Source organism: Nocardioides marinquilinus, assembly GCF_039543705.1.
Lineage (GTDB): Bacteria > Actinomycetota > Actinomycetes > Propionibacteriales > Nocardioidaceae > Nocardioides > Nocardioides marinquilinus.
On sequence record NZ_BAABKG010000006.1, the window covers coordinates 249,272 to 275,980 of the forward strand.

Here is a 26,709-nt window from a genome sequence, read left to right on the forward strand (position 1 = left end):
GGCGTACCTCTTCCTCCGGCGGCACGGTGGCGCGGGCCGGTGACCCGGCTCACACCGGCGGACCCTAGACCTCGCCCCGGCGGCGGGCTCCCCTCCTTTCGGGGGGTCTGGCCGGCGGGCACGATCGCGTCGTGAGCACCCGGGCCCGCCGCTTCGGCAGCGTGGCCGCGGCCTACGAGCGCTACCGGCCCGGCTACCCCGACGCGCTGGTCGAGCGGGTGCTGGCCTACGCCGGTCGTCGGGTGCGCACCGCCCTCGAGATCGGCGCCGGCACCGGCAAGGCCACCCGCGCCTTCGCCGCGCACGGCGTCCGCGTCACCGCCACCGAGCCGGACGCCGCCATGCTGGCCGAGCTGCGCCGCCACGTGCCGCCCTCGGTCACGCCGGTGCGGGCCTCGCTCGAGACGCTGGCGACCGACGAGCGCTTCGACCTCGTGCACGCCGCGGCGGCGCTGCACTGGACCGACCCGGCGCAGCGCTGGCCGCGCGTCGCCGCGCTGCTCGTGCCGGGCGGAGCCTTCGCCTCCTTCGGCGGCCCGGTCGGGCTCGCCGACCCCGACCTCGAGGCCGCGGTGCGGGCCGCGCGCGGCGACGTGCTGCCCAGCGACGAGGTCCCCTCGCCCGACGGGACGCCGTCCGGCGCCGCGCTGCAGTGGCCCGGCACCGAGCTCGCGCGCAGCCCGCTGTTCACCGACGTGCGGCAGGAGCGGCTCCCCCGCCGCCTCACCTGGCCGGCCGACGACTACGTGGGGCTGCTCGGCACCGTCTCGGCCTACCTCGGCCTGCCCGACGACGCGCGCACCGCGCTGCTCGCCCGCGTGCGCACCGCACTGCCCGACCAGGTCGAGGTGGTCGTCGACCTCACCCTCCACCTGGCCCGGCTGGCCCCGCCGACGCTGACCCGTCGCTTGTAAGCGGCGGGTCAGCCGGCGGGGCGGATGCGGACGACGTCGCGCAGGCGCTGGTCGATCTCGTTGCCGGCGGCGTCGGTGGCGTGCAGCCAGGTGCTGACGGTGCGGCCGGCGTGCAGCACGTCGCCCGGGACGACGGCACGGAACCGGTCGGCGGAGACCCGCTGCACCGGCCCGCCCCGCCAGGTGCGGCCGCCGTCGACCGACCACCGCAGCCGGGCCGAGACGATGCGCGAGCGGGAGCCGGGCGCGGTGCTGCCGGGCTGGTGACCCACGCGCAGCGCGAACCGCAGCGCCCGCCGGGCCGGGGCCGAGCCGCGCATCCCGACGTGCGGCCCGTAGTCGACCGTCAGCGCGGGCGGCACGAACGAGCCCTCCTGCTCGCGGGCGCCGCGCGAGCGGAACCGCCACACCGTGCGCGCGGTCACCGGCACCGACCGGCGCAGCACGAGGTCGCTGACCAGCCGGTAGGACGCCGGCGCGGCCGGCACCTGGAACCACCGGAAGGTGTCGTCGCCGGCGTCGACACGCTCGCCGTCGCGGAACAGCACGAGCCGTGAGTCGAGCACGCTGGGGTCGTCGACCCGGGCCTGCGCGACGCCGTCGTCCAGGCCGGTCTCGACGTAGAGGGAGCCGAAGCTGGTGCCGGAGACCGAGACCAGGCCGGGGTGCACGGCGCGGCCGAGCGCCGTGACGGTGCGCGAGCCGGGCCGGTAGCTGCGCGGCATGGTCTGGGTGGCCTCGATGCCGCTGCCGGCGGGCACCTCGTAGGTGCTGGCCCACACGGCGGCCGGGTCGGCGGTCACGAGCGAGACGACGCGTCGCGGCAGCTGCACCGAGCGCCGCTCGACGAGGCCGATGCCGCCGTGCTCGCTGATCAGCCCGACCACGGCGCGGCCGCGGTAGCCCACCTGGTGGAAGCGGGTCGTGACCCGGGCCAGCCGGGCGACGTCGGCGCGGGTGAGGCGGGTCGGGCGCACGTCGGGCAGCCCGGGCCGGCGCCGGTGCAGCTCGTAGGTCTCGGGCTCGCCCGGCGCCCGGGTGCCGGTCGCGCGCAGCTGCCAGCGCACGCTGGAGGCCGACCGCCCGGCCGGGGCGGGCGCCATCGGCTCGACGAACAGCCCGCCCGCCTGCACCTGCCCCACCGGCATCAGCACCGTCTCGATGTAGCCCCCGCCCTCGGAGGTCATCGACTCGTAGGTCATCAGGAACTGCGTGGGCCGCGTGGCGTCGCCCGCCACCGACGGCGCCCCGACGGCGCGGCCGCGACGGGCGTCGATGGTGACCGCGACGTCGCCCGTGGCGGGGGAGACCTCGAACCCGTTGTCGCCGGCGATGGTCAGCGACTCCGGGCGGCCCGGGGCGGCCGGCGTCACGACGCGACCGATCGCGCTCCAGGTGCCCGCCGGCACCCGCGCCACCGCGTGGCCGTCGGTGACCCGGGCGTTGACGTAGCCGCCGTGACGCACGTCCTGCAGCGGGACGACGAGCCCGTCGGCCGGCGCGCCGGTGCGGTCGAGCACCGTCAGGTCGACCTCGAAGAGCTCGGGGAGGTCGTGCGCGGTGAAGGGCACGTCGAGCAGCGGCTCGTCGTCCGCCAGCACCCGCACCCGGCCGTACCAGCGCGTGTACTCGACCGAGGCCCGCGGGTCGAGGGTGAGGGTGACCTCGGACGACGCACCGGGCTCGAGGGTGAGGGTGTCGGCGTCGACGGTGGCGAAGCCGTCGGGCGCCGGCTGCAGGTAGGCGTCGATCGCCTCGGGGACCAGGCGCAGCGCGAGCACGGCGTCGGTGGGGTTGGTGACGGTGAACGTCTGCGCCACCGTGGAGTCGTCGAAGGGCAGCAGGCCGAAGCCGAGCGGCCCGGGCGAGACCAGGGCCGGCGGGTCGATCGCCCGCGGCACCGAGAGCAGGCCGCTGCCGGTGGTGCCGCCGCCGGGCAGCTCGAGCGGCGCGGCCGTGCTGGCGAGCACCTGCTTGAGCCGCTCGCCGTCCCACGCGGGGTGCTGCTCGCGCAGCAGGGCCGCCGCGCCGGCCACGAGCGCCGTCGCCTGCGAGGTGCCCGAGAGGGCGACGTAGGGGTCGGCGTCGCCGGCGCGGGCGCCCGCCCGGGCTCCGGGGATCTCCTCGCCGGGCGCGCCGAGGTCGGGCTTGGCGCGCTCGCTGCCGCGGACGGGTCCCTCGCTGGCGAACCGCGAGAGGCGGCCGGCCGAGGAGATCGAGGTGACGGTGAGCGCCGCCGCGGCGGTGCCGGGCGAGCCGATCGTGCCGGGGTCGGGGCCGATCGCGCCGGCGTCGCCGGCCGCGACCACGAACAGGGTGTCGCTCCCGGCGCTCAGCGCGTCGACGGCCAGGGCCGCCGGGTCGTCGACGCTGCCGTCACCGCTGGGCGGCGCGGTCAGGCTCACGTTCACCACGTCGGCGCCCTGCGCGACGGCCCACTCCAGGCCGGCGACGAGCCAGGACTCCTGGCCGAAGCCGTCGTCGTCGAGCACCTTGCCGCTGAGCAGGTCGACGCCCGGCGCCACGCCGCGCAGCACGCCGCCCGTGGCCGGGCCCGACCCGGCGCCGTCGCCCGCGACGAGCGAGGCGACGTGCGTGCCGTGGCCGTAGGCGTCGTCCGTGCCGGTGCCGGTGAAGTCGCGCGCGGTCACGGTGACGTCGGCGAGGGCCGGGTGCCCGGCGTCGACGCCGGTGTCGAGGACGGCGACCTCGACACCGCTGCCGTCGAGGCCGGCGCCGTCGGCGGCGGTGACGCCGATCTGGTCGAGGTAGGGGTGCAGGGGGCCGTCGGGGGCCGCGGGGGCGGCCGGCGTCGAGGTCGCGCGGGTGCGGGCGTCGAGCCAGACCCGGTCGAACCCGCCGAGCGTCGCCGCGGTGACCGCCGAGCGCTGCGTCGGCCTCGCCGCGACCCGGGCGAGGCCGCGCGCGAACGCCCCCGCGTCGGTCTTCGACAGCTCGACCGCCGTGCCGCGGATGCTCGGCAGGCTCGCCTGCGGCTCGACCACCGCACCGGGGGCGAGGCGGGCGACGCCGCGCGGGCGGTGCACCACCAGCGGCAGGCCGGCACGGGAGGCGTCGTCGTAGCCCATCTCGACCAGGCCGGTGACGTCGAACAGCCGCGGGTCGAGGACGCCGGGCACGAGGGCGGCGACCCGCTCGGGCAGCACGGTCACGACGCCGTCGTCCTCGCGGCCCACACGCACGTCGCCGAACCGCCCGGCTCCCTCGACGACGACCTCGGGCCAGCGGCCCGCGCCGGGCGTCAGCGTGACGCGGTGGCCGGTGACGAGGGTGACGGTGCGCGGCCCGGCGAGGCGGTCGGGGCCCGCGGGCCCGCTGGGTGCGGGGGCGGCGCTGGTGACGGTCGTCGCCGGCGCCGCGACCGACGGGCCGGGCACGCCGGCGAGGGCGGTGGCGGCCAGCGCGGCGAGGGCCGTGGCGGCGACGAGCGGACGGCGGGGAGCGACCATGGCGGCATCCTCGTCGCGTTCCGGCGCCGGAGCCACGCAGTAGCGTGTCCGACACCGGACACGTCGTGAAGTGGACGGCCTGACGACAGGACGGGAGATGGCGGGTGCTCGAGGCGGTCGGAGTCGGCGCGGACGACGAGGAGGTCTACCGCGCGCTGCTGCAGCGGCCCGAGGTCGGCGTGGCCGCGCTGGCCGACGCCGTCGGCCGGGCCGAGGGGGCGACGTCCGCCTCGCTGGCCCGGCTCGAGCGGCTCGGCTTCGTCACCTGGACCTCGGAGGAGGTGCCGCGACCGGTGGCCACCCGGCCCGACGTCGCCGTCGAGGTGCTGGTCTCCGGGCGCGAGGCCGAGCTCGACCGCGCCCGCGCCGCCGGCCGCGAGCTGCTCGCCGAGATGGCGCTGCCGGGCCGCTACCGGCCCGAGCGGCTCGTCGAGGTGGTGGTGGGTCGGCAGGCCATCGCGGCCCGGTTCGCCCAGCTGCTGTCGACGACCACGAGCGAGCTGCTGGTGCTCGACCGGCCGCCCTACGCCACCGGCCCGGGCGAGGCCGACGCCCGGGTGCGCGGCCTGCTGGCCGAGGGCGCCGTCGTCCGCGGCATCTACTCCCCCGACTCGCTGAGCCTGCCGGGCGCGGTCGAGGAGGCGCACAGCGCGGTCGAGGCCGGGGAGCGGTCGCGGCTGCACCCCGAGGTGCCGATGAAGCTGGCCGTCAGTGACCGGCGCGAGGCGCTGCTGCCGCTGGCCGTCGACCAGCTCGTCGACAGCGCGCTCGTCGTGCACGCCAGCGCCCTGCTCGACGCGCTGGTGCAGATGTTCGACCTGCTGTGGGACCAGGCCGTGCCGTTGGTCGAGCCGACCGAGCCGGCCGGCGACCCGCGCGACGGCCGGCTGCTCACCATGCTCACCGCCGGCCTGCAGGACGACGTCATCGCCCGCCAGCTGGGCGTCAGCACCCGCACTGTCGGACGCCGGGTGGCCGCGCTGCTGGAGACCCTCGGCGCCCGCACCCGCTTCCAGGCCGGCGTCCTGTCCGGACGCCGGTCACGCTGACCCGTCGCCTATGAGCGACGGGTCACCTCGGCGAGCACCTCGAGCACGTGGCGGTAGGGGCGGCCGGTGGCGCGGGTGAGGCCGATCTCGCAGGTGCGGTTGCCGCTGACGAACACCGTGCCCGGCACCTCGGGCAGCGCCGCGACCTCGGCGGCCTCGGGCGCGGTCGCGGCGGCGGTGAGCTCGGGCCGCAGCATCCCGCGGTCGCCCGCGAAGGCGCAGCAGCCCCAGGCGGTGGGCACGACGACGTCGTCGGCGGCCGCCCCCGCCAGCCGCACGAGCGCGTCGGTGCTGCCGAGCGCGGTCGAGGAGCACGTGGGGTGGACGACGGCGCGCGGCGCCCGCCGGGTCACCTCGAGGTGCGGCAGCACGCGGTCGGCCACCAGGTCGAGCGCGTCGACCACGGTGAAGCCGGAGTCGGCCACCAGGACGCCCAGGCCCTCGGCGCACGAGCTGGCCTCGACCACCACGGGCAGCCGGCCGCCGTCGGTGGCCGGGCCGAGCGCGGCCACGACCTGCTCGCGCATCCGCTCCCAGCCGGCGCGGTGGCCCTTCGACTTCCACGGCGTGCCGCAGCACAGCCCGGCCAGCCCCTCCGGCGTGCGCAGCCGGACGCCGCCCGCCTCGCACAGCTCACCGAACGCCGAGGCGGCGCCGCCGCCGAACATCGTGCCGACGCAGGCGCCGAACCACACGACGTCGGCGTCGTCGGCCGCGACGTCGCGCCGCCTCGGCCCGCCGGCGCCGAGCCCGGCCAGCCGCTGCGGCCGCGACAGCAGCCCCGGCACCTTGTCGGCGACCGTCAGCCCGGCGGACGCCGACCCGGTGACCGCGCCCCACCGGCCCGCGGCCGCCGCCCAGGCCCGGTGGACGACGTCCGAGCCGGTCTCGCCGCGCAGCCGCCGCACCAGAGCACCGGTGTCGATGTGCACGGGGCACGCGGTGGCGCACATGCCGTCGGCGGCGCAGGTGTCGAGGCCCTCGTAGCCGTAGTCGTCGGCGATCGCCTCGGCCGTGGCGTGGTCGCCGGCGGCCCGCGCGGCGGCCTCCTCGCGGCGGGCGACGATGCGCTGCCGCGGCGTGAGCGTGAGCGAGCGCGACGGGCACACCGGCTCGCAGAAGCCGCACTCGACGCAGCGGTCGACCTCGCTCTCGACCTCGGGCGGGGTGGGCTTGAGGTCGCGCAGCCAGGCGCGGTCGCCGTCGGGGTCGTCGGGGTCGACCACCACGACGCCGGGGTTGAGCAGTCCGCGCGGGTCGAAGAGCCGCTTGACCTCGCGCATCGCCTCGGTGAGCGTCGGGCCGTACTGCCGCTCCACGAACGGCGCCATGATGCGGCCGGTGCCGTGCTCGGCCTTGAGGGTGCCACCGAGGCCGAGCACCAGGTCGACCAGCTCGAGCGTGAACTGCTCGTAGCGGGCGAGCAGGTCGGGGCGGTCGAAGCGCTCGTTGACCAGGAAGTGCAGGTTGCCGTCGCGGGCGTGGCCGAAGATCACCGGGTCGTCGTCGACGTAGTCGTGCGCCTCGAAGAGACCCACGAGGCCGGTGGCCAGCTCGCCGAGCCGCTCGACCGGGACGGCGACGTCCTCGAGCAGGGCGTTGCTGCCGGCCGGCCGCGCGCCGGCCACCGCGCTGAACAGGCCCTTGCGGGTGCGCCAGAGCCGACCGCGCTCGGCGGCGTCGGTGGTCAGCTCGAGCGGGGCTGCCAGCGGCAGCGCGCCGAGCACCCGCTCGGCGTCGGCGCGGAGGGCCTCCAGCTCGTCGGCCGAGGCCGCCTGCACCTCGACCAGCAGCGCCGCCTGCGTGCCGACGTCGAGCCGGCGGATGCGCTCGGGCGAGGCGGGGTCGGCGCCCGCCACCCGCAGCGACGTCGCGTCGAGCAGCTCGGCCGTGGCGACGCCGGTGGCCAGGACGTCGGGCACCAGCCGCGACGCGGTGGCGAGGTCGTCGAGCAGCAGCAGGCCGGTGGCCACGTGGGGCAGCACCTCGACGGTGCGCATCACCGCGGAGGCGACGAAGCCGAGCGTGCCCTCGCTGCCGATCATCAGCCGCACCAGGACCTCGACGGGGTCGTCGGCGTCGAGCAGCGCGTTGAGGCCGTAGCCCATCGTGTTCTTGATCGCGAACAGCCGCCGCAGCGTCGCCACCGCCTCGGCGTCGCCGCGCACCCGGTCGCGCAGCGCCAGCAGGCCGGCGTGCAGCGCGGGCTCGGCCTGCGCGAGCAGCCGGTCGGCGTCGGGGCGCGAGGAGTCGACGACGGTGCCCGACGGCAGCACGACCACCAGCGACTCGACGGTGGCGTAGCTGTTGGCCTCGGTGCCGCACTGCATGCCCGAGGAGTTGTTGGCGATGACGCCGCCGACGGTGCAGGCGATCTCGCTGGCCGGGTCGGGCCCGAGCCGGCGGCGGTACGGCGCGAGCCGGGCGTTGACGGCGCGGACCGTCGTCCCGGGCTGCACGCGCACCCGCGCGCCGCCGTCGAGCACCTCGACGCCGGTGAAGCCGCCGCGCACGTCGACCAGGACGCCGTCGCCCACCGACTGCCCGCTGAGCGAGGTGCCGCCGGCGCGGAAGGTGAGCGGCAGGCCGAGGCGGTCGCAGGCGCGCATCACCTCGGCGACCTGGCCGCGGTCGCGCGGGCTCGCCACCGCCCGCGGGCGCAGCAGGTAGTGCGAGGCGTCGTGGGCGCGCACCGCCAGGTCGAGGGCGCGGTCGGTGACCTCGACGTCCCCGAGCAGTCGTCGCAGGTCGTCGGCCGGGCTCGTGACGGGCACGCGGGCCTCACTTTCGAGTCTTGTCAGTTCCGGAACTACCTAGTATCGTTTCTCTCACCGCAGCCGCCGCCGGCCCGCTGCACCGAAGGACAAGGACCCACCCATGATCGACGCCCTCACCCAGGTCAGCTGGCTCGCCGTCGCCCTCGCCACCGTCGCCGCCACCGTCGTCGCCGGCGTCTACTTCGGGGCCCTCGTGCCCCAGGCCTACCAGCGCGTGCTCGGCCGGGCCGGTCAGCCCGCGCCGGCCGCCACACCGGTCACCGCGATCGGCCCGGTGGTCTGCATCCTGGCCACCGTGGTCGCCAGCGCCGTGCTGGTCGCCGCCCTCGACCTCACCACCGCCACGGACGCCGTGGTGTTCGCACTCGTGGTCGGTGTGGGATACCTGGTGGCGATGACGTTCCAGATCGCGATCAACCCCAACATGCCGCACCCGCTGCGCTACGGCCTGCTCAACGCCCCGTTCTTCCTGGTCACCAGCCTCACGACCAGCCTGATCCTGGTGCTGGTCTGACGGTGCCGCCCGAGCCGCCCGAGCCGGAGGCCGCCCCGCGTGCGCGGGGCGGCCGTCCGCGCGACCCCGGCCGCGACGCCGCGATCGTCGCCGCCGCGCTCGAGGTGCTGGCCGAGACCGGCTACGAGCGGATGACGATGGACCAGGTCGCCGCCCGGGCCGGCGCCGGCAAGGCCACGCTCTACCGCCGTTGGCCCAGCAAGGCCGACCTCGTCGTCCACGCCGTCGGGCAGATCGGCGACACGCCCGTGCTGGCCGACCTGCCCGACACCGGCACCCTGCGCGGCGACCTCGTCGCGCTGATGCGCCCCCAGACCGCCGAGGACGACGAGCGGCTGCTCGCCCTCACCGGCGGTCTGGCGTCGCTGCTCTCGGCCGAGCCGGCCCTCGCCGACGCCGCCGGAGCCGCACTCGTCGAGCCGTTTGTCGCCTCGCAGCGCCTGCTGATGGAGCGGGCCCGCGACCGGGGCGAGGTCCCGGCCGACGCCGACATCGAGACGGTCGCCCTCGTGACCCCCTCGATGACGGCGTTCCGGCTCATCGTGCAGCGCCAGCCGGTCGACGTCCCGCACCTGGTGCGGCTCATCGACACCGTGGTGCTGCCGGCGCTCGGCCTGGCGGCGTCGGCGCGGCCGGCCTAGAGCGAGCCCTTGCCCATCTCGTCGGCGATGTGCTCGGCCTGCCGGATCGCCAGCGCCACGATGGTCAGCGTCGGGTTGGCCGCCGCGCCGGTGGTCATCTGCGAACCGTCACTGACGAACAGGCCCGGCACGTCGTGCGCCTGCCCCCACCGGTCGACGACGCCGTCCTCGGGCCGCTCGCTCATCCGGTTCGTGCCCAGGTTGTGGGTCGCCGGGTAGGGCGGGGTGTGGTGGGTGCCGACGGCGCCCACGGCCTCGTAGAGCAGGTCGGCGCGCTGGTAGCCGTGCTCGCGCATCGCCACGTCGTTGGGGTGGTCGTCGAAGTGCACGTTCGGCACCGGCAGGCCCCACTGGTCCTTCGCGCCGGTGTTGAGGGTGACCCGGTTGGTCTCCTGCGGCATGTCCTCGCCGACCACCCACATGCCCGCGGTGCGGTCGTAGGCGTCGAGCAGCTCGGTGAACTCCCGGCCCCACGAGCCCGGCTCGACGAACGCCGCCATGAACGGGACGCCGAGCGACAGGGTCTCCATGTAGTAGCCGCCGGCGAAGCCGCGCGAGGTGTCGTGGCGGGCCTCGTCGGCCACGATGCCGGCCATCGTCTCGCCGCGGTACATGTGCACCTTCTCGTCGAACCGGGCGTAGACCGACCCGGTGGTGTGGCGCATGTAGTTGCGACCGACCTGGCCCGAGCTGTTCGCCAGGCCGTCCGGGTGCTGGGCGCTGGCGCTCATCAGCAGCAGTCGCGGCGACTCGATCGAGTTGCCGGCCACGCACACGATCCGCGCCTTCTGGCGGTGCAGCGCGCCGGCCTTGTCGAGGTAGAGGACGCCGTCGACCTTGCCCTGCTTGTCGTGGGTGATCTGCACGGCCTGGCTGTGCGCGCGCAGGTCGCACTTGCCGGTGGCCACGGCCCGCGGCACCTCGCGCACCGCGGTGCTCCACTTGGCGGTCGACTTGTCACCCTGGAAGTTGAAGCCGTCCTGCACCGAGGCCGGGCGGCCGTCGTACGGCTCGGCGTTGGTGCCGTAGGGGCCGGTGGCGTAGTGCTTGTAGCCCACCCGCTCGGCGCCATTGGCGAAGACCTTGTAGTTGTTGTTGGCCGGCAGGGCGGGGCGGCCGTGGCGGTGCGTCGAGCCGATGGCCTGCTCGGCGAGGTCGTAGTACGGCGCCAGCTCGGCGAGGTCGATCGGCCAGTCGAGCAGGTTCGCGCCGTCGAGGTCGCCGTAGTAGGTGCGGGTCTTGAACTCGTACTCCTTGAACCGCGGGGTGGCGCCGCTCCAGTGGGTGGTCGAGCCGCCCACGGCCTTGACGATCCACGCCGGCAGGTTCGGGAAGTCCTTGGTGATGCGCCACGTGCCCGACGTGGTGCGGTTGTCGAGCCAGGCCATCTGGTTGAAGGCGGCCCACTCGTCGTTCTCGTAGTCCTCCGGCTGCAGCCACGCGCCCGCCTCGAGGACGACGCACGGGATGCCGCGCCTGGTCAGCTCGTAGGCCACGGTGCCGCCACCGGCGCCCGAGCCGATGATGACCACGGCCTCCTCGTCGTGGTCGATCGCGGCGCCGAAGCGCTCCTGGTTCCGCTGGTCGCTCATGCTCGTTCTCCTCGCGTTCTCGGGCGTCTCAGGCGTTCGTGGTGTGGCCGGCGGGGAGGTCGTGCTCGGCGACCTCGACGAGCCGGTCGGGGCCGTCGTACTCCTCGATGCGCGGGTCGGGCAGCCAGTCGAGGTCGTTGAAGGTCTCGAGGTAGCCGCCCTTGTCGAAGGAGGCGCCCTCGTAGCCGAGCAGCTCCCAGACCTCGTGGTCGTCGTAGAGCGTGGTCACCGCGACGCTGCGCACGAAGACGAAGAACTCGGCGTCCTCGATCTCGCGCAGCAGCTTCTCGGCCGCCTCGTCGTCCTCGGTGTCGAGGTCGAGCTGCTCGAGGGTGTCGAGGCCGTGCTCGAGGGCGAGGCGGTGCCAGAGGTCCTCGTCGAGCTCGGCGAGGATCTTGTCCGCGCACCGCTCGAACGGGCCGTCGGGGAACGAGGGGTGCGGGAAGGCGGCGCGCAGCAGGCGCACGAGCGCGGGCTTGAGGTCCTTCGCGTCGTTGGGTGTCGGGTCGGGCATGACTGGCCTCCAGGTGGCGGGCCGACCGGCCTCGATGGCGGTCGGCGGGTGACGGTCGTCACGCTAGGACGCCGTCCCGCCCCGTCCCAGGGTCGTTATCGCCGGGCGAGAAGGTGCCCGGGTGACGGCCTGCCCCGGGCGCCCGCCCGGTAGCAGCGGCCCACCCGGGCGGCGGCCTCGCGCAGGGCGTGCTCGACCTCGGTGCGGGCGCGCTCACCGGCCAGCCGGGCGTCGGGGGCCGAGATCGCCACCGAGCCCACCAGCGCACCGGCGACGCCACGGACCGGCGCGGCCGCGCAGGTGGCCCCGGCCTGCACCTCGCCGAACTCCCATGCCACGCCACGCTCGCGGACGGCGTCCAGCTGCGCGAACAGCTCGGCGTGGGTGGTGATGGTGCCCGGGCCGTAGCGCGGCATCGGCTCGGGGTCGAGCAGCAGGAGGCGCTCGTCGTCGTCCATGGCGGCGAGCAGGATCTTGCCGAGCGCGGTGGCGTGGGCGGCCTGGCTGAAGCCGACGTCGATCGGCGCGAGGCGCGGGTGCTGCGGCGAGTCGACGGTGTGGACGACGACGATGTGCGAGCCGCGGTGCACCGCGAGGTAGGCCGCGACGCCGAGGTGGTGGTGCAGGCCCGCGATCTCGGCGCGCACCTGCCGCGAGAGACCGACCTGCTCGTGCAGCGAGACGCCGAGCGCGTGCAGCTTGTAGCCGAGCTCGAAGCGCTTCTCGTCGCGGATGTGCACCAGGTAGTCGCCGTCGAGCAGCTCGCGCACCAGGCGGTAGACGGTGGGCAGCGGCAGGCCGGTGGCGTCGGCGATCTCCTTCGCGCTCGCGCCCCCCGAGGCCGCCACGGCCTCGAGGATGTCGAAGGTGCGGGCGACCGTGCTCTCGGCCATGACCAGAGCGTAGGTCGCGGGCGCGCACCGTGACCTGTGACCGGCTTCTCACCCGCTTCTCACCCGGCGAGAAGGTCGGGTGGTCGGACCGCCCCCACCGCTGGCAGCATCGCGGCCATGATCCTCATCGTCGTGAAGTGGAAGGTGAAGCCCGAGCACGCCGACGCGTGGCCCGAGCTCACGCGCGAGTTCACCGAGGCCACCCGGGCCGAGCCGGGCAACAGGTTCTTCGAGTGGTCGCGCAGCCTCGACGACCCGAACCAGTACGTGCTCATCGAGGCCTTCGACGACGGCACCGCCGAGGCCCACGTGACCTCCGAGCACTTCAAGCAGGCCCAGGCCGACCTGCCCCAGTACGTGCAGGAGACCCCCGAGATCCGCAACTGGCAGGACCAGCCGGAGGAGTGGCACCGGCTCGGTGAGTTCGAGGTGAGCTGACTCCCGCGTCAGGGATACCCGGTTCACCGGGTATCCCTGACGTTCTCGGGCGGTGCAACGCCGCAGAAGCGGAGGCAGAACCCGAGAAGGTGGCTGGCCCGACCCTGCCCGACCCTGCCCGGCCCCGCCCGACCCCCGAGCCGCGCGCGGACGCCGCTCAGAACAGCGCGCGGAGCGCCGCGGTGACGACGACCGCCGCCAGCACGGCCAGCAGCAGCGGCACCCGCAGCAGGAGCAGCAGGGTCGCGGCGCCCACGCCCACGGTGTGGGCGTCGACGGCCAGCCGGGGGCCGTCGGCGAAGACCGCGGTCACCACCAGCGCCGCGAGCAGCGCCGGCGCCATCGCGCCGATGACGCCGCTCGCCCAGCGCGGCAGCGGCCGGCCGCCCACGAGCGCGGGGCCGATCGCCTTCGTCACCGCCGTCATCAGGGCGAGGGCGAGGATGGCGAGCCACAGCTGACCCTCCGACAGGCTCACGCGGCCTCCTCGCCGTCGGCCGCGCGGGCCCCGCCGGCGGCGCCGGGCCCGTCCGGACGACGTCCACCCGGGATCGCCAGGCCCACCAGCGCGGCCGACGCGGCGACCAGCACCGGCACCCCGGCCGGGGTGAACGGCACCAGCGCGAGCGCGATGGCGCCGCCGGCGACCGCCGCGACCCGGCCCCGGCTGTCGCGCAGCTCGGCCAGGAGGATGCCGACGAAGAACGTCGGGAACAGCGCGTCGAGCCCGAAGCGGTCGGGGTTGCCCAGCAGGTCGCCGACGAGCGCGCCGACCACCGTGCCGACCGTCCACATCACGTACTGCGGCACCGTCGTGCCGAACATCAGCGCCCGGTCGAAGGTGCCGTCTCCGCGGTTGGCCAGCGCCCACGACGAGTCCACGACCGCCTGGCCCTCCAGGGCGCGCCGCGCCGGCCCGCCCTTGAGCGAGGGTGCCAGCGCGATCCCCATGGCCAGGAACCGCGAGTGCATGAGCGAGGCGGCGGTCAGCGCGGCGACGAACGACCCGCCGCCGGCCAGGATCGAGAGCGCCGCGAACTGCGCCGAGCCGGCGAAGACCAGCATCGAGGTCACGATCGCCTGCAGCGGGGTGAACCCGGCCTGCACCGCCACCACGCCGAACGACAGCGACAGCGCTCCCGAGACCAGCCCGAACGGCACCCCCAGCCGCAGCCCGCGCCGGAAGACGGGGTCGCGCAGCAGGGTCACGGGCTCACGGTGTCACGGGGCGGCCGGCGTCCCGCGACGCGCCCACGACCGGCCTGCGGTCAACCTCCGGTCAGCCGGACGGCGGGACGTCGTGGATCGGCTCGGCCGGCAGCCTCTTGACCCGCCGGGTGCGCTTGCGCCGGCTCGGGATCATCGAGCGCATCTCCTCCAGCTTGCCGAAGCACAGCAGCCGGTCGCCGGCCTCGAGCACGTTGTCGGGCCGCGGGTTCGGGATCACCGCGGTGCCGCGCTGCAGCGTCAGCACCGTGACGTCGCGCTCGCGCAGCCCGGAGTCGCCGAGCGCCGCGCCCACCAGGTCGGACGCCGCCTGCACCAGCAGCTCGGCGACGCCGTAGCCGGTCGAGACCGTCAGCCGCTGCCGCACGTCGATCTCGGGGAAGGCGACCTGGTTGTCGATGAAGTCGATGATCGCGCCCGCCACGTCGAGGTTCGTCGCGGTCTCGATGCCCTCAAGGCCGGGCGAGGAGTTCACCTCCATCACCTGCGGGCCGTCGGCGCCCTCGAGCATGTCGACGCCCGCCACGCGCAGGCCCATGATCTGCGAGGCCCGCACGGCGACGCGCTCGAACTCGGCGTCCAGCTCGACCTTCTCGACCGACCCGCCACGGTGCACGTTGGAGCGGAACTCGTCGCCCTTCGCCACCCGCCGCATCGCCGCGACCACCCGGTCGCCGACCACCAGGGCGCGGATGTCGCGGCCCTTGCTCTCCTTGACGAACCGCTGGATCAGCACGTTCTGCCGGGTGCTCTGCAGCGTCTCGATGATCGCCTCGGCCACCTTCAGCTCGGGCGCGAGGATGACGCCGATGCCCTGGGTGCCCTCGAGCAGCTTGATCACGACCGGGGCCCCGCCGACCCGCTCGATCGCGGGGATCACGTCGGCGCGGTCGCGCACGAACGTCGTCGGCGGCATCCCGATGTTGTGCCGCGACAGGATCTGCGTGGCACGCAGCTTGTCGCGGCTGTTGGCGATGCCCCACGACGTGGCCGGGGTGTAGACGTCCATCTGCTCGAACTGCCGCACGACCGCGGTGCCGAAGTAGGTCACCGAGTTGCCGATGCGCGGCAGCACGGCGTCGTAGTGCGACAGCGGCTTGCCCCGGAACTGCAGGTCGGGCTCGTCGCCGGAGAGGTCGATGCCGAAGCGCAGCGTGTTGAGCACCTTGACGGCGTGGCCGCGGTCGAGGGCGGCAGTCCGCAGCCGCTGCGTACTGTACGAGCGGGGCGCGCGGGACAGGATCGCGAGTTTCACTTCACTCACCAGGAGGGTGGACGACGGTGGCTGGGGCGGGAGGCGCGGCGGGGCCGACAGGTCCGCACGCCGGTGACCTTTCCTACACCCGCGCCGGTTGGCGCGAGTGGGTCGGGTTGCCCGACCTCGGCATCCCCTGGCTCAAGGCCAAGCTCGACACCGGCGCCCGCACCTCCGCGCTGCACGCCTTCGACCTCGAGCTGGACGACGCCCCCGACGGCTCCGGCCGGGTCGCCCGGTTCGCCGTCCACCCGTGGCAGGCCACCGACGACGACCCCGTCGCGGTCACCTGTCCGCTGGTCGACGTCCGCGAGGTGCGCAGCAGCTCGGGGCACAGCGAGGAGCGGCCGGTCGTCTCGGTCGACCTCACCCTCGTCGGCCGCCGTGTGACCGCCGAGGTGACGCTCTCGAACCGCGACGAGATGGGCTTCCGGATGCTGGTGGGGCGCGAGGCGCTGCGGCAGGGCTACGTCGTCGACCCCGCCTGCTCCTACCTCGGCAGCCGGCCGCCGCTGGCGGTGCGCCGGCGCAACCGGGGCCGCTGACGCATGGCGCGCGTCGTCCGCCCCTCCTTCGAGATCGGCCCGGTGCGGGTGCGGCCGGGGCGCCACCAGTCGCTGTCGCTGCCGATCACCCGGCTGGTCACCGGCGCCGAGGTCGACCTGCCGGTGCGCGTCGTCCACGGCCGCGACGACGGGCCCACCGTGTGGGTCGACGCCGCCATCCACGGCGACGAGGCGGTCGGCGTCGAGGTGGTGCGCCAGGTGCTGGCCGACCTCGACCCCAAGACGTTCCGCGGCACGCTCATCGCGGTGCCGATCGTCAACGTGCTCGGCTTCATGGCCGGCAGCCGCTACCTGCCCGACCGCCGCGACCTCAACCGCAGCTTTCCCGGCTCGGCCCGCGGCTCGCTGGCCGGGCGCATCGCCCACCTGTTCATGCGCGAGGTGGTCGACAAGTGCGAGGTCGGCATCGACCTGCACACCGGCTCCGACCGCCGCACCAACCTGCCGCAGATCCGCACCGACCTCGACGACCCGCGCACCCGCGAGCTCGCGGCCGCCTTCGCCGCGCCGGTCACCCTGCACGCCCGGCTGCGCGACGGCTCGCTGCGCCACGCCGCCCGCGAGCGCGGCGCGAAGGTGCTGCTCTACGAGGCCGGCGAGGCCTGGCGCATGGACCCGTGGGCGGTGGACGCCGGCGTCCGCGGCGTGAAGCGGGTGCTGGCCGCCCTCGACATGATCGACCCCGACCAGGTGGGCGACGACGCCCCGCCCACCCCCAGCGTCGAGTGCCGCCGCAGCGGGTGGGTGCGCGCCCGCGGCACCGGCATGCTGCACCTCGAGGCCGACCTCGGCCGGCACGTCGTCCGCGGCGAGCGCCTCGGCGGCCTCTTCGACGGCTTCGGCAAGCGGGTGCGCCTCGTGCACGCCGACCGCGACGGCATCGTCGTCGGCCGCACCGAGGCGCCCCTCGTCACCTCGGGCGACGCCGTCGTCCACCTGGCTGAGCCCGTCGAGCCCGCCGAGCCCGTCGAGCCCGCTACCGCGACCGGCGCGTGACCGCGTCGGTACTGTCGCGAGCATGCGACTGAGCACCCGCAACCAGCTGCGCGGCACCGTCACCTCGATCACCGAGGGCAGCGTCAACGCCACGGTCACCGTCGACGTCGGCGGCCAGACCGTCACCTCCTCCATCACCCTCGCCGGCCTGGCCGAGATCGAGGTGAAGGAGGGCGACGAGGTCGTCGTGCTGGTCAAGGCGAGCGACGTCATGCTCGCCGTCGAGGACTGAGCCGACCGGGCCGACCGCCCGCACCGGGACGGCCGTTTCCGAGCGCCCCGACGCGGGCAAGGGAGAGCACATGAGTGGCGAGTTCTCCGTCAAGCCGAAGGTGGTCCGCGCGGCGGGCACCGACATGCTGACCATGGCCGACGCCATCTTGTTGGCCAAGCAGTGCGCCGGCCACATCCAGGTCGACAGCGGCGGCACGTTCCTCAACGACATCGCGGCCTCGGCCAACGACGTCCGCGAGCAGCTCGAGACCGACTACGCCAGCACCGGCAAGGCCTACACGACCTTCGACAACGCCGGCAACGCGCTGCGCGGCATGGCGCAGGACTACGCCGACACCGACGCCGACCAGGCGGCCAAGTTCGACAAGATCATGGACACCGACACGGTGACCGCGCCGGAGTACATGGGCGGCGAGCCCGGCATCCACGCCGAGGACTTCTCCTCGGTCACCACCGTCGAGGACGCCTTCGAGGACTACAACAGCCTCCACCAGTTCACCAACGACGTCGAGTACGTCATCGGGCTCGACTGGGTCAGCAGCTGGCTGACCACCGCCGGCATCGTCGACCCGTTCGCCGGCTTCCGCGACGACCTCGAGGGCGACTGGACCAAGCTCGGCAAGGTGCTCGGCGCCATGCGCAACCTGGTCACGTTCTGGGAGACCGCGAAGTCCTCGATCGAGTCGGTGCCGGTCACCTTCGTCGCCAACTGGGTCGACACCGGCAACGGCTACCCGTTCCTGCAGTACAACAGCGAGTACAACGGCGCCCCCAACTGGTCGGGCAACGCGTGCGACGCCACCGTCGAGTGGATGACGAAGGCCGCCGAGGCCGCGGGCGACCACGGCTACGCCATCCAGCTGAAGGCCGACGCCCTCACCGGCCGCCTCGTGGCGATGTACGAGGGCATGGACCTGGTGCTCGACGCCGTGCAGGACCTGCTCGAGATCATGCCGTGGGGCCAGTCCTTCGACGACTTCATCAAGGACCTGGTGCTGCCGTGGCGGGTCGCCGACCGCCTGATCAAGATCGCCGGCGCCGCCGCCAAGACCCTCACCCGCATCCGGGCGCTGATCGTGCTGGTGGTCGAGGTCGTCGGCTGGTTCAGCGAGCTGCTGTACGCGGTCGCCGACCTCGAGTTCCCCGACGTCAGCTACAGCCCGCCCGACGTCGACGGCCCCTGACCCGTTCCGGCCGCCGCACCCCAGCACCACAGGAGACACGAGCATGGACGACGCCGACTTCCTGGCCCGCCTCAAGGACGTCATGGACCGCCACCGCGACCCCGAGCTGCACACGGCCGTCTGGGACTACCGCGAGGGCAAGATCTCGCGCCGCGAGCTGATGACGCACCCCGCGTTCTCGGGGGCGATGCGCACCGACGCGGCCGAGCTGCAGGCCCGGCTGGAGGCCGAGGGGATGACGCCCGCGCGGCTGCGCGCCCGGCTCGAGGACGCGCTCGTCGCGGCTGGCGAGTACCCGCCCGCGCCGGGCGAGCCCGACGTCCTGCTCCCGGTGCCGCCCGAGCGCTGAGCCTCTCGCGGGCCTCTCGCGGGCCTGTCGCCGGCCTGTCGCAGGCCCGTCGCGGGGCACCGCGGCGGCCCCGGTGGTCTGGACCGCGCGGTCTTGACCACTTGCCCGGGAACGGCCGTGCCACCCGAAAGCGCGGGCTGTCGGTGGTTGAATGACCGGCGGATTCCGCCGGGGACGACGGCGGAGGTGACCACCACGGCTCGGGACACGTCGAGGGGGGCGAGCACGCGACGGTGACCGGCGACGTCATGGTGCACGAGACCCTGCCCGCCGACGCACGCAGCGTGCGCGAGGCCCGGGCCGTCGTCCGCACCGTGCTCGCCGAGGCCGCGCTGTCGGAGGACTGGGCCGAGCGCGCGATGCTCGCCGTCTCCGAGCTGGTCACCAACGCCGTCGTGCACGCCGGCACCGACGTGCAGCTGCGCATCCACCTGCGCGGCGAGGCGCTGCGCGTCGAGATCGAGGACAACAGCCCCACCGTGCCGTCCGCGCGCTCGCACGCCCTGACGGCGGTCACCGGCCGCGGGCTGTTCCTCGTCGAGAGCAACGTCGACCGCTGGGACGTCGAGACCCGCCCCGACGGCAAGACCGTCTGGTTCGAGATCGGCGACCCGCTGCGCCTGGCCGGCCAGGCGCCTCCCGACCCGTCGCGCGCCGTCGCGGCGGTGCCGACGGACGTCGAGGTGGTGCTGGAGCAGATGCCGCTGCTGCTGCACGCGGCGTGGCAGGAGCAGATCACCGCCATCCTGCGCGAGTTCCTGCTGGCGCGGCTCGAGAGCGACCCCGGCGTGCTCGAGAGCCACGCGCAGGCCAGCGACGCCCTCGCGCTGCTGTTCGAGCAGGTGCCGACGCCCGACGTCGACGACGACCCCGACGTGATCATGGTCGGCGCGGTCGAGCCGCTGGTGACCGCGCCGCGGGTGGTGCTGCGGGTGCCGCGCACCTCGGTGCCGCACTTCGAGACGCTCGAGACGATCATCGTCGAGGCGCTCGCGATGGCCCGCGAGGGCGAGCTGCTGGCCAACCCCACCCAGCCCGAGATCGCCGCGATGCGGGCGTGGCTGTGCCGCCAGGTGCGCGAGCAGGCGGCCGGCACGGCCGCGCCCGAGCCGTTCGACCTGCGCGCCGACATCGCACCGGTGCCGCACGAGGGCGCCGTCCCGCCGGTGCTGCGGGCGCTGGCGGCCTCCGACGAGGCGGTGCTGGTCACCGACGTCGAGAACCGCATCGTGGCCGTGACCCGCCCGGTGCTCGACGCGCTCGGCTACGCCGAGGAGTCCGACCTGCTCGGACGCCGCGTGGTCGCCGTCATCCCCGCACGCTTCCACCAGGCGCACGTCGCCGGCGTCGCGCTGCACCAGACCAACGGCCGCGACGTCCTGCTCGGCACCCACCTGACCGTCCCGGTGCTGCGCGCCGACGGCACCGAGGTCGCCCTCCCCGTCACCGTCACCCCCGAGGTCCTCGACGGCGACGTCCTCGCCTACGTCGCCCGCTTCGGCTGACGTCGTCCCGGTCCCTCAAGAACCCCGCCGGGACCACGCGACTGGACGTCGTCCGCGAACGTCCGCGTGCAGGGCCGGTGGTCTCGAGGCTCGTCGCACCTCGACCAGCGTGGAGCCGCCCTGACGGTGGTCGAGGCGCGAGGCCGGCCACGGCCGAGCCTCGAGACCCCGCAACCACCACGCGAACGCACCCGCACGGACGGCCGGTGGTCTCGACGACGCTCGTCCCTCGCTGCTCGACCAGCGTGGAGCCGCCCCGACGATGGTCGAGGTGCGAGGCCGGCCACGGCCGAGCCTCGAGACCCCGCAACGACCCCGCGAACGCACCCGCACGGACCCTGAGCCTGTCGAAGGGCCCCGCCGACCGCCCTTCGACAGGCTCAGGGTCCGTGAGCCGGGTCCACTGGTCGCCCCTACTGACAAACGTCATGGCGGACCGGTGTGACGCTGCACTGCCGCGGCCCCGGATCGGCGGGCACGGTGGAGACATGAACACCACCACCCCCGACTCCCCCGCCATCGAGGTGCGCGGGCTGCGGCGGCGCTACGGACGCGGCACGACCGCGTTCGAGGCGGTGCGCGGCCTCGACCTCGAGGTGCCCCGCGGCAGCGTGACCGCCCTGCTCGGCGTCAACGGCGCCGGCAAGACCTCGACCCTGGAGGTCATCGAGGGCCTGGCGCCCGCCTCCGACGGCGAGGTGCGCGTGCTCGGCCTCGACCCGATCGCCCAGCGCGCCGACGTCCGTCGCCGCACCGGCGTCCTGCTGCAGTCCAGCGGCTTCAGCGGCGAGCTCACCGTGCGCGAGACGCTGCAGATGTGGGCCGGGCTGGTCAGCGACCCGCGGCCGGTCGACGAGGCGCTCGCCATGCTCGACCTCGCCGACCGGGGCGGCGTGCGCGTGCGGGCGCTGTCGGGTGGCGAGGTGCGCCGCCTCGACCTCGCCGTCACGCTGCTCGGCCACCCCGAGGTCGTGATGCTCGACGAGCCCACGACCGGCCTCGACCCCGAGAGCCGCCGCGACGTGTGGCGGCTGCTGCAGCAGCTGCGCGACCAGGGCACCACGATCCTGCTCACCACCCACTACCTCGAAGAGGCCGAGGTGCTCGCCGAGCACGTCTCGATCATGGCCGCCGGCCGCATCGTCAAGGCGGGCACGCCGGCCGAGCTGGCCGAGGGTCACCCCTCGACCATCAGCTTCGCCACCCCGGACGGCGTCACGCTGCCCCCGCTCGAGGCGCAGGTCGCCGTCGACGGCGCCACGACCCGCATCGAGACCCTCGAGCTGCAGGACACCCTCACTGACCTGCTCGGCTGGGCCGCGCGTCACGGCGTCCGGCTCGAGCAGCTCGACGCCCGTCACGCCTCGCTCGAGTCGATCTTCCTCGCCGTCGCCGACGAGACCAGTCACCACCGGGCCGCCGCGGGCGACCCGGCCTCCCTCGAAGGAGCCACCCGATGAGCACCACCTCCCCCGTCGCCGAGGCCGGCCGCCCGGCCACCGACCCTCGCAACCGCTCGAGCGCCGTGCGCCGCGTCGTCGCCCTCACCCGCGCCAACGCGCTGCTGATGGTGCGCAACCGGCTGACGCTGATCTACGCCACCGTCTTCCCGCTGGTGCCGATGGCGCTGCTGGTCGCCAACCCCGGCGACGCCGAGACCGGCGTGACCGCCGTGGTCGGCGTGCTGTTCCTGGCCCTGCTGTTCCCCGTCTACTACAACGTCCTGTCGCTGTTCGTGACCCGGCGCGACGAGCTGGTGCTCAAGCGTCTGCGCACCGGCGAGGCCCGCGACGGCGAGCAGCTGGCCGCGCTCGCGCTGCCCGGCTCGGCCGTGGCGCTCGTGATCATCGTCGCCACCATCGGCGTCGGCGCGCTCTTCGACCTGCCGCTGCCGGCCAACGCGCCGCTGTTCCTCGTGGGCGGCCTGCTCGGCATCGCGATCTTCGTCGGCCTCGCCTTCGCCACCGCGGCGTTCACCAAGACCGCCGAGGCCGCGCAGATCACCAGCCTGCCGGTGATGGTGCTCGCCACCGTCGGCACGCTCGTCGCCGCCCTGCCCGACAGCTTCGCCCGCGTGGTGGAGTGGACGCCGATCGCGGCCATGGACGCCCTGACCCGCGCCACCTGGCTCGACGCCGACGGCTCGATCGCGATGGCCGACACCTGGCGCGACGCGGCCGACCCGCTGAGCGTGCTGGTGGTCTGGACGGTGCTGGCCGTCGTCCTCGGCAAGCGCTACCTGCGCTGGGAGCCCCGGGCCTGAGAGGCTGACGACCGTGCGCCGGTGGAGCGAGCTGACCCAGGTCGAGCGGGTCCGCATCTACACGCGCCAGTCGCTCTACGCGATCCTCTGGCTCGGCCCGCTCGTCGCGCTGCCCGGCGTCGCCCCCGACACCGACCGCCCCGGCCTGCTCCTGCTGGCCGGGGTCGGTCTCGCTGCCGGGCTGGCCGCCATCCCGCTGCTCAAGCGGGTGATGGACGACCACCCCGACGTGACGCGCGTGCCGTGGGACGCCGCCTGGCCGCTCGTCGCCGTGGCCGTCGCCGCCGCGGCGCTGCTGTCGCGCCAGCCGGTCGAGGCGCGGGTGGCCGGGGCGATCATGGTCGTCGTCCCGGCGGCGGCGGCGCTCACCGGCATCCGCAACCGCGCCCTCGGGGCGGCCGTCGTCGTCGTCCTCGCCGGCTACGCGGTGGCCGTGTCGTGGCGGCCCTCGGCGGCGATCCCGGCGCTCGCGATCACGCTGTTCTACATGTTCACGATGCGGCTCTCGCTGTGGGTGCTGCAGGTGGTCGCCGAGCTCGACCGGGCCCGCGACACCGACGCCCGCCTGGCCGTCGCCGAGGAGCGGCTGCGGTTCTCGCGCGACGTCCACGACGTGATGGGACGACGCCTCTCGACGATCGCGGTGCAGTCCGAGCTGGCCGCCACCCTGGCCGAGCGCGGCGACCCCCGGGCCGGCGAGCAGATGCTGGCGGTGCGCGGCGAGGCGCACGACGCGCTGCGCGAGGCCCGCGAGCTGGCCCGCGGCTACCGGCCCACCGACCTCGACCACGAGCTGGAGGGAGCGCGGTCGCTGCTGCGCTCGGCCGGCATCGAGGTCGAGCTGGCCGTGGACGACGTCCCGCCGGCCTGGCACGAGCCGGCGGCGTGGGTGATCCGCGAGGCGGTGACCAACGTGCTGCGGCACTCGACGGCGTCGTGGGTGCGCCTGACCTGGCAGGAGGAGCGGCTGGTGATCGAGAACGACGGCGTGTCCGGGGCGCCAGGCCCTGACGGCCCTGACGGCCCTGACGGCCCTGACGGCCCTGGCGGCCCTGACGGCACCGGGCTGCGGGGGCTGCGCGAGCGGCTCGAGCCGCTGGGCGGCGGGCTCACGGTCGAGCACGACGACGCGGCCGGCCGGTTCGCGCTGTGCGCGCGGCTGCCGGCCGGGGGGCCGGCATGAGCGACGCTGCCGGTGTCATCCGGGTGCTGATGGCCGACGACGAGCACCTCATCCGCACCGCGCTGGCCCAGATGCTGGCCCTCGAGGACGACGTCACCGTCGTCGCCGAGGCCGCCTCGGGCGACGAGGCGCTGGCGATGGCGGCCAAGGAGCGGCCCGACGTGGCCGTGCTCGACCTGCAGATGCCCGGACCCGACGGCATCGCGGTGGCCGAGCGCCTGCGCACCAGCCTGCCCGGCTGCGGCGTGGTGATCGTGACCAGCCACGGCCGGCCCGGGCACCTCAAGCGGGCGCTGGCGGCCGGCGTCCGCGGGTTCCTGCCGAAGACCACCTCGGCCGCGACCCTCGCGACCGTCGTGCGCACCGTGCACGCCGGCGGCCGCTACGTCGACCCCGAGCTGGCCGCCGAGGCCATCGCCGCCGGCGACAGCCCGCTCACCCCGCGCGAGGCCGACGTGCTCGAGCTGGCCGCCGAGGGCGCGCCGGTCGACGAGATCGCGCGCCGCGCCTCGCTCTCCCCCGGCACCGCCCGCAACTACCTCTCGTCGGCGGTCAGCAAGCTCGGCGCCGCCAACCGCCACGACGCCGCCGCCACCGCCCGCCGCATGGGCTGGATCTGAGGCCGGGCCGCCGGGCCGACGGGCCCCCGCGCCGGACGCGGGGTCGTGTGCCTGTCACCGATCCCTGCACCGGTCTCGGGCACACGACCCCGCCACCGGGCCGACCCGGGTAGATTGCGACCCGGCGCGAGGACGACGGGGTCCACCGCCGTCCGAGCCGAGCCGGCCACGCGAGGAGACCCCGTGAACCTGACCCCCGCCGAGGTCGAGAAGCTGCTGCTGTCGGTGGCGGGCATGGTCGCGCGCGACCGGCTCGCCCGCGGCGTGAGGCTCAACCACCCCGAGGCCATCGCCGTGCTGTCGACGTGGGTGATCGAGCGGGCCCGCGAGGGCGCGCTGGTCACCGACCTGATGGAGCAGGGCCGCACCGTGCTCGGCCCCGACGACGTCATGGACGGCGTCGCCGCGATGCTCCACGACGTGCAGGTCGAGGCGACGTTCCCCGACGGGCGCAAGCTCGTGACGATCCACGACCCGATCGACGGCGGCGCGCACGGGTCGGGCAGCGAGGGCCCGGGCGCCGTCCGCGTCGGCGAGGGCACCGTCGAGCTCAACGCCGGCCGCGAGCGCCGCACGATCGTCGTCGAGAACACCGGCGACCGGCCGATCCAGATCGGCTCGCACCTGCACCTGCCGGACGCCAACGCCGCGCTCGCCTTCGACCGGGCCGCGGCGCGCGGGTTCCGGCTCGACGTCCCGTCGGGCACCTCGCAGCGCTTCGAGCCCGGCGCGTCGCGCGAGGTGCCGATCGTCGCCCTCGGCGGCGAGCGGCGGGTGCCCGGCATCCAACCCGGCAAGACCGATAGCGAGGCGGCGCTCTGATGGCCCAGATCAGCCGCGCGGCCTACGCCGCCCTCTACGGCGCCACCACCGGCGACCAGGTGCGCCTCGGCGACACCGACCTGTGGATCGAGGTCGAGGACGACCTCACCGTCGGCGGCGACGAGGCCGTCTTCGGTGGCGGCAAGTCGGTGCGCGAGTCGATGGCGCAGGGCGTCACCACCCGCGCCGACGGCGCCCTCGACACCGTGATCACCAACGCGCTGGTGCTCGACTGGTGGGGCGTCGTCAAGGCCGACGTCGGCATCCGCGACGGCCTCGTCGTCGCGCTCGGCCGGGCCGGCAACCCCGACGTCGCGGACGGCGTCCACCCCGACCTGCACATCGGCCCGTCGACCGACGTCGTCGCCGGCGAGGGAAGGATCCTCACCGCGGGCGGCGTCGACTCGCACGTGCACCTGCTCTCGCCGTCGCAGCTGCACGAGGCGCTGGCCACCGGCATCACGACGATCGTCGGCGGCGGCACCGGGCCCAGCGAGGGCTCGAAGGCCACCACCGTCACCCCCGGCGCCTGGCACCTGGCCGCCATGCACCGCGCCCTGGACGGCGTCCCGGTCAACGTGGCGCTGCTCGGCAAGGGCAACACCGTCTCGGCCGACGCGCTGGCCGAGCAGGCCCTCGGCGGTGCCGCGGGCTACAAGGTGCACGAGGACTGGGGTTCGACGCCGGCCGCGGTCGACGCCGCCCTCACCGCCGCCCACGCGTGGGGGCTGCAGGTGGCGCTGCACTCCGACTCGCTCAACGAGGCCGGCTACGTCGACTCCACCCGACGCGCCATCGCCGGCCGCTCGATCAGCGCCTTCCACATCGAGGGTGCGGGCGGCGGCCACGCCCCCGACATCCTCACGCTGGCCGGCGACCCCAACGTGCTGCCCGGCTCGACCAACCCGACGCTGCCGCACACCGTCAACACCGTCGCCGAGCACCTCGACATGCTCATGGTCTGCCACCACCTCTCCCCCGACGTGCCGGAGGACCTCGCCTTCGCCGAGTCGCGCATCCGCGCCACGACCATCGCGGCGGAGGACGTGCTGCACGACCTCGGCGCCGTCTCGATCACCTCCTCCGACGCCCAGGCGATGGGCCGCATCGGCGAGGTCGTCACCCGCACCTGGCAGGTCGCGCACGTGATGAAGGCCCGCCGCGGACGGCTCGGCGAGTCGCTGCCCGCCGACAACGAGCGCGCCCGCCGCTACGTCGCCAAGTACACGATCAACCCCGCCGTCGCCCACGGCCTCGACGCCACGGTCGGCTCGGTCGAGATCGGCAAGCTGGCCGACCTGGTGCTGTGGGAGCCGAAGCTGTTCGGCGTCCGGCCGTCGGTGGTGATCAAGGGCGGCGCCATCGCCTGGGCCGCGCTCGGCGACCCCAACGCCTCGATCCCGACGCCGCAGCCGGTGCTGATGCGGCCCTCGTTCGGCGACGCCGGCGCGCACGCCCTGGCGGTGTCGTGGGTCGCCCCCGCCGCGATCGACGACGGCCTCGGCGAGCGCCTCGGCCTGCGCCGCACCCTGCTGCCGGTGCAGGACACCCGTGACGTCGGCAAGGCCGACATGCGCAACAACGACGCCCTGCCCGAGATCGTCATCGACCCCGAGACCTTCGCGATCGACGTCGACGGCGAGCGCATCGAGCCCGCGCCCGCCGAGCGGCTGCCGCTCGCCCAGCTGTACTCGCTGTTCTGA

25 protein-coding genes are annotated in these 26,709 nt (G+C 75.0%); 17 read left to right on the forward strand and 8 right to left on the reverse strand.

The window, feature by feature from the left end; translation table 11 throughout:
• Window positions 1-131 precede the first annotated feature (131 nt).
• Entirely contained in the window at window positions 132-914 is a 783-nt protein-coding gene (locus tag ABEA04_RS20955) for a class I SAM-dependent methyltransferase (RefSeq protein WP_345463551.1), read from the forward strand.
• Window positions 915-922: 8 nt separating this feature from the next.
• Here ABEA04_RS20955 and ABEA04_RS20960 read toward each other — a convergent pair whose 3' ends face one another.
• Entirely contained in the window at window positions 923-4,384 is a 3,462-nt protein-coding gene (locus tag ABEA04_RS20960) for a S8 family serine peptidase (RefSeq protein ID WP_345463554.1), read from the reverse strand.
• 104 nt (window positions 4,385-4,488) lie between these two features.
• Between ABEA04_RS20960 and ABEA04_RS20965 the strand changes: the two genes are divergently transcribed.
• Window positions 4,489-5,433, forward strand: a complete 945-nt coding sequence (locus tag ABEA04_RS20965) for a LuxR C-terminal-related transcriptional regulator (RefSeq protein ID WP_345463557.1) — start codon at window positions 4,489-4,491, stop codon at window positions 5,431-5,433.
• A gap of 8 nt (window positions 5,434-5,441) precedes the next feature.
• On the opposite strand, the gene ABEA04_RS20970 is transcribed toward ABEA04_RS20965, so the two are convergent.
• Window positions 5,442-8,207, reverse strand: coding sequence for an FAD-binding and (Fe-S)-binding domain-containing protein (locus ABEA04_RS20970; protein ID WP_345463560.1), 2,766 nt, complete (start codon window positions 8,205-8,207; stop codon window positions 5,442-5,444).
• A gap of 103 nt (window positions 8,208-8,310) precedes the next feature.
• Between ABEA04_RS20970 and ABEA04_RS20975 the strand changes: the two genes are divergently transcribed.
• Window positions 8,311-8,724 carry a DUF1761 family protein gene (locus ABEA04_RS20975; RefSeq protein WP_345463563.1) on the forward strand — a complete coding sequence of 138 codons (414 nt, stop codon included), beginning with the start codon at window positions 8,311-8,313 and terminating at the stop codon, window positions 8,722-8,724.
• Between the two features lie 2 nt (window positions 8,725-8,726).
• Window positions 8,727-9,365: a TetR/AcrR family transcriptional regulator gene (locus ABEA04_RS20980; protein WP_345463566.1), complete on the forward strand. Its 639-nt coding sequence runs from the start codon at window positions 8,727-8,729 to the stop codon at window positions 9,363-9,365.
• Here ABEA04_RS20980 and ABEA04_RS20985 read toward each other — a convergent pair.
• From ABEA04_RS20985 to ABEA04_RS20995, 3 genes are all read right to left on the reverse strand, one after another.
• Entirely contained in the window at window positions 9,362-10,957 is a 1,596-nt protein-coding gene (locus ABEA04_RS20985) for a GMC family oxidoreductase (RefSeq protein ID WP_345463569.1), read from the reverse strand. The genes ABEA04_RS20980 and ABEA04_RS20985 overlap by 4 nt on opposite strands.
• Window positions 10,958-10,985: 28 nt before the next feature.
• On the reverse strand, window positions 10,986-11,471 hold the full coding sequence (locus tag ABEA04_RS20990) for a hypothetical protein (RefSeq protein WP_345463572.1): 486 nt from the start codon (window positions 11,469-11,471) through the stop codon (window positions 10,986-10,988).
• A 95-nt stretch (window positions 11,472-11,566) separates the two neighbouring features.
• Window positions 11,567-12,364: an IclR family transcriptional regulator gene (locus tag ABEA04_RS20995; protein ID WP_345463575.1), complete on the reverse strand. Its 798-nt coding sequence runs from the start codon at window positions 12,362-12,364 to the stop codon at window positions 11,567-11,569.
• Window positions 12,365-12,481: 117 nt separating this feature from the next.
• Between ABEA04_RS20995 and ABEA04_RS21000 the strand changes: the two genes are divergently transcribed.
• A complete protein-coding gene (locus tag ABEA04_RS21000; RefSeq protein WP_345463578.1) occupies window positions 12,482-12,802 on the forward strand; it encodes a putative quinol monooxygenase in 321 nt (106 codons plus the stop codon).
• A 157-nt stretch (window positions 12,803-12,959) separates the two neighbouring features.
• Here the strand turns inward: ABEA04_RS21000 and ABEA04_RS21005 are convergent, their stop codons facing one another.
• The 3 genes from ABEA04_RS21005 to ABEA04_RS21020 form a co-directional block, all read right to left on the reverse strand.
• Entirely contained in the window at window positions 12,960-13,280 is a 321-nt protein-coding gene (locus tag ABEA04_RS21005) for an AzlD domain-containing protein (RefSeq protein ID WP_345463583.1), read from the reverse strand.
• Window positions 13,277-14,011: an AzlC family ABC transporter permease gene (locus ABEA04_RS21010; RefSeq protein ID WP_345463586.1), complete on the reverse strand. Its 735-nt coding sequence runs from the start codon at window positions 14,009-14,011 to the stop codon at window positions 13,277-13,279. Before ABEA04_RS21010 ends, ABEA04_RS21005 begins: the two co-directional genes overlap by 4 nt.
• A 70-nt stretch (window positions 14,012-14,081) precedes the next feature.
• A complete protein-coding gene (locus ABEA04_RS21020) occupies window positions 14,082-15,293 on the reverse strand; it encodes a RimK family alpha-L-glutamate ligase (protein ID WP_425577058.1) in 1,212 nt (403 codons plus the stop codon).
• A 17-nt stretch (window positions 15,294-15,310) separates the two neighbouring features.
• On the opposite strand from ABEA04_RS21020, the gene ABEA04_RS21025 reads away from it, so the two are divergent.
• From ABEA04_RS21025 to ABEA04_RS21080, 12 genes are all read left to right on the forward strand, one after another.
• Window positions 15,311-15,829, forward strand: coding sequence for an ATP-dependent zinc protease family protein (locus ABEA04_RS21025; RefSeq protein ID WP_345463589.1), 519 nt, complete (start codon window positions 15,311-15,313; stop codon window positions 15,827-15,829).
• A 3-nt stretch (window positions 15,830-15,832) separates the two neighbouring features.
• Window positions 15,833-16,846, forward strand: a complete 1,014-nt coding sequence (locus ABEA04_RS21030) for a succinylglutamate desuccinylase/aspartoacylase family protein (RefSeq protein WP_345463592.1) — start codon at window positions 15,833-15,835, stop codon at window positions 16,844-16,846.
• 22 nt (window positions 16,847-16,868) lie between these two features.
• Window positions 16,869-17,078, forward strand: a complete 210-nt coding sequence (locus ABEA04_RS21035; RefSeq protein WP_345463595.1) for a TOBE domain-containing protein — start codon at window positions 16,869-16,871, stop codon at window positions 17,076-17,078.
• Between the two features lie 70 nt (window positions 17,079-17,148).
• Entirely contained in the window at window positions 17,149-18,264 is a 1,116-nt protein-coding gene (locus ABEA04_RS21040; RefSeq protein WP_345463598.1) for a hypothetical protein, read from the forward strand.
• 43 nt (window positions 18,265-18,307) lie between these two features.
• The gene (locus ABEA04_RS21045) at window positions 18,308-18,613 is read left to right on the forward strand and encodes a hypothetical protein (protein ID WP_345463601.1); all 306 of its coding nucleotides are present in this window, start codon (window positions 18,308-18,310) and stop codon (window positions 18,611-18,613) included.
• A gap of 233 nt (window positions 18,614-18,846) precedes the next feature.
• On the forward strand, window positions 18,847-20,118 hold the full coding sequence (locus tag ABEA04_RS21050; RefSeq protein ID WP_345463604.1) for an ATP-binding protein: 1,272 nt from the start codon (window positions 18,847-18,849) through the stop codon (window positions 20,116-20,118).
• Between the two features lie 488 nt (window positions 20,119-20,606).
• A complete protein-coding gene (locus ABEA04_RS21055; protein WP_345463606.1) occupies window positions 20,607-21,578 on the forward strand; it encodes an ABC transporter ATP-binding protein in 972 nt (323 codons plus the stop codon).
• Window positions 21,575-22,381: an ABC transporter permease gene (locus ABEA04_RS21060; RefSeq protein WP_345463608.1), complete on the forward strand. Its 807-nt coding sequence runs from the start codon at window positions 21,575-21,577 to the stop codon at window positions 22,379-22,381. Before ABEA04_RS21055 ends, ABEA04_RS21060 begins: the two co-directional genes overlap by 4 nt.
• A 13-nt stretch (window positions 22,382-22,394) precedes the next feature.
• Window positions 22,395-23,564 carry a sensor histidine kinase gene (locus ABEA04_RS21065; RefSeq protein WP_345463610.1) on the forward strand — a complete coding sequence of 390 codons (1,170 nt, stop codon included), beginning with the start codon at window positions 22,395-22,397 and terminating at the stop codon, window positions 23,562-23,564.
• Window positions 23,561-24,184, forward strand: coding sequence for a response regulator (locus tag ABEA04_RS21070; protein ID WP_345463612.1), 624 nt, complete (start codon window positions 23,561-23,563; stop codon window positions 24,182-24,184). The genes ABEA04_RS21065 and ABEA04_RS21070 overlap by 4 nt, the downstream gene beginning before the upstream one ends.
• A gap of 183 nt (window positions 24,185-24,367) precedes the next feature.
• Entirely contained in the window at window positions 24,368-25,006 is a 639-nt protein-coding gene (locus ABEA04_RS21075; protein ID WP_345463614.1) for an urease subunit gamma, read from the forward strand.
• Window positions 25,006-26,709, forward strand: coding sequence for an urease subunit alpha (locus tag ABEA04_RS21080; protein WP_345463617.1), 1,704 nt, complete (start codon window positions 25,006-25,008; stop codon window positions 26,707-26,709). The genes ABEA04_RS21075 and ABEA04_RS21080 overlap by 1 nt, the downstream gene beginning before the upstream one ends.

Excerpts from the sequence above, each read along its gene's own strand:
- ABEA04_RS21040 (WP_345463598.1), top strand. The coding sequence starts at position 17,149 with ATGAGTGGCGAGTTCTCCGTCAAGCCGAAGGTGGTCCGCGCGGCGGGC.
- ABEA04_RS21045 (WP_345463601.1), top strand. The coding sequence starts at position 18,308 with ATGGACGACGCCGACTTCCTGGCCCGCCTCAAGGACGTCATGGACCGC.
- ABEA04_RS20975 (WP_345463563.1), top strand. The coding sequence starts at position 8,311 with ATGATCGACGCCCTCACCCAGGTCAGCTGGCTCGCCGTCGCCCTCGCC.
- ABEA04_RS21080 (WP_345463617.1), top strand. The coding sequence starts at position 25,006 with ATGGCCCAGATCAGCCGCGCGGCCTACGCCGCCCTCTACGGCGCCACC.
- ABEA04_RS21070 (WP_345463612.1), top strand. The coding sequence starts at position 23,561 with ATGAGCGACGCTGCCGGTGTCATCCGGGTGCTGATGGCCGACGACGAG.
- ABEA04_RS20995 (WP_345463575.1), bottom strand. The coding sequence starts at position 12,364 with ATGGCCGAGAGCACGGTCGCCCGCACCTTCGACATCCTCGAGGCCGTG.
- ABEA04_RS20960 (WP_345463554.1), bottom strand. The coding sequence starts at position 4,384 with ATGGTCGCTCCCCGCCGTCCGCTCGTCGCCGCCACGGCCCTCGCCGCG.
- ABEA04_RS21055 (WP_345463606.1), top strand. The coding sequence starts at position 20,607 with ATGAACACCACCACCCCCGACTCCCCCGCCATCGAGGTGCGCGGGCTG.
- ABEA04_RS21060 (WP_345463608.1), top strand. The coding sequence starts at position 21,575 with ATGAGCACCACCTCCCCCGTCGCCGAGGCCGGCCGCCCGGCCACCGAC.
- ABEA04_RS21035 (WP_345463595.1), top strand. The coding sequence starts at position 16,869 with ATGCGACTGAGCACCCGCAACCAGCTGCGCGGCACCGTCACCTCGATC.
- ABEA04_RS20990 (WP_345463572.1), bottom strand. The coding sequence starts at position 11,471 with ATGCCCGACCCGACACCCAACGACGCGAAGGACCTCAAGCCCGCGCTC.
- ABEA04_RS20985 (WP_345463569.1), bottom strand. The coding sequence starts at position 10,957 with ATGAGCGACCAGCGGAACCAGGAGCGCTTCGGCGCCGCGATCGACCAC.
- ABEA04_RS21000 (WP_345463578.1), top strand. The coding sequence starts at position 12,482 with ATGATCCTCATCGTCGTGAAGTGGAAGGTGAAGCCCGAGCACGCCGAC.
- ABEA04_RS21030 (WP_345463592.1), top strand. The coding sequence starts at position 15,833 with ATGGCGCGCGTCGTCCGCCCCTCCTTCGAGATCGGCCCGGTGCGGGTG.